The sequence below is a fragment of the Staphylococcus sp. HMSC62D11 genome (assembly GCF_001839145.1).
GTDB lineage: Bacteria > Bacillota > Bacilli > Staphylococcales > Staphylococcaceae > Staphylococcus > Staphylococcus lugdunensis.
In genome coordinates this window covers 1-1191 of sequence record NZ_KV840196.1, presented here as the reverse complement: position 1 = coordinate 1191, position 1191 = coordinate 1, and the positions used below count along the sequence as shown (strand labels likewise).

The following is a 1191-nucleotide window of genomic DNA, read 5'->3' as shown; positions in this document are numbered from 1 at the left end:
ATTGCGGGAGGCGGATTTGAACCACCGACCTTCGGGTTATGAGCCCGACGAGCTACCGAACTGCTCCATCCCGCGATAATAATAAATGGCGGAGGAAGAGGGATTCGAACCCCCGCGGGCCGTTAAGCCCCTGTCGGTTTTCAAGACCGATCCCTTCAGCCGGACTTGGGTATTCCTCCAATTATTATAAGTCTTACAATATATAATTTTAAAATGGCGGTCTCGACGGGAATCGAACCCGCGATCTCCTGCGTGACAGGCAGGCGTGTTAACCGCTACACTACGAGACCAAAATAAATACGGAGGAAGAGGGATTCGAACCCCCGCGAGCCGTTAAGCTCCTGTCGGTTTTCAAGACCGATCCCTTCAGCCGGACTTGGGTATTCCTCCAAAATTATATGGACCTTGCAGGACTCGAACCTGCGACCGAACGGTTATGAGCCGTTAGCTCTAACCAACTGAGCTAAAGGTCCTAAATATAATTCAATATTAATTAAATAGTGGCGGTGGAGGGGATCGAACCCCCGACCTCACGGGTATGAACCGTACGCTCTAGCCAGCTGAGCTACACCGCCTTTATTTAGTTTTATATGGTGGAGACTAGCGGGATCGAACCGCTGACCTCCTGCGTGCAAAGCAGGCGCTCTCCCAGCTGAGCTAAGCCCCCATATAAATATTATCTTACTTTATCAATTATTATCTTTTTTATATCGGGAAGACAGGATTCGAACCTGCGACCCCTTGGTCCCAAACCAAGTGCTCTACCAAGCTGAGCTACTTCCCGTTATAAGTAAACGCGCCCGATAGGAGTCGAACCCATAACCTCTTGATCCGTAGTCAAACGCTCTATCCAGTTGAGCTACGGGCGCATACTGATAATAAGGATATTGATGGTGCCGAGGACCGGAATCGAACCGGTACGGTGATCTCTCACCGCAGGATTTTAAGTCCTGTGCGTCTGCCAGTTCCGCCACCCCGGCAAAATAATGGAGCAGAAGACGGGATTCGAACCCGCGACCCCAACCTTGGCAAGGTTGTATTCTACCGCTGAACTACTTCTGCATATGCGGGTGAAGGGAGTCGAACCCCCACGCCGTAAGGCGCTAGATCCTAAGTCTAGTGCGTCTGCCAATTCCGCCACACCCGCGTATAAATGGTGAGCCATAGAGGATTCGAACCTCTGACCCTCTG

At 51.0% G+C, this 1191-nt stretch carries 12 tRNA genes; all 12 read right to left on the bottom strand.

Features of this window, described 5'->3' with window-relative positions:
- Window position 1 precedes the first annotated feature (1 nt).
- A tRNA-Met gene (locus tag HMPREF3267_RS08085) sits at window positions 2-75 on the bottom strand.
- Between the two features lie 11 nt (window positions 76-86).
- A tRNA-Ser gene (locus HMPREF3267_RS08080) sits at window positions 87-179 on the bottom strand.
- A 35-nt stretch (window positions 180-214) separates the two neighbouring features.
- Window positions 215-290, bottom strand: a tRNA-Asp gene (locus tag HMPREF3267_RS08075).
- A gap of 10 nt (window positions 291-300) precedes the next feature.
- Window positions 301-390: transfer RNA gene (locus HMPREF3267_RS08070), tRNA-Ser, on the bottom strand.
- 9 nt (window positions 391-399) lie between these two features.
- Window positions 400-473: transfer RNA gene (locus tag HMPREF3267_RS08065), tRNA-Ile, on the bottom strand.
- A 28-nt stretch (window positions 474-501) separates the two neighbouring features.
- Window positions 502-575, bottom strand: a tRNA-Met gene (locus tag HMPREF3267_RS08060).
- Between the two features lie 16 nt (window positions 576-591).
- Window positions 592-667: transfer RNA gene (locus HMPREF3267_RS08055), tRNA-Ala, on the bottom strand.
- A 43-nt stretch (window positions 668-710) separates the two neighbouring features.
- Window positions 711-784 (bottom strand) — tRNA-Pro (locus tag HMPREF3267_RS08050).
- A gap of 11 nt (window positions 785-795) precedes the next feature.
- Window positions 796-869, bottom strand: a tRNA-Arg gene (locus HMPREF3267_RS08045).
- A 22-nt stretch (window positions 870-891) separates the two neighbouring features.
- Window positions 892-980, bottom strand: a tRNA-Leu gene (locus tag HMPREF3267_RS08040).
- 7 nt (window positions 981-987) lie between these two features.
- Window positions 988-1062, bottom strand: a tRNA-Gly gene (locus HMPREF3267_RS08035).
- Between the two features lie 3 nt (window positions 1063-1065).
- Window positions 1066-1147: transfer RNA gene (locus HMPREF3267_RS08030), tRNA-Leu, on the bottom strand.
- Window positions 1148-1191 lie beyond the last annotated feature (44 nt).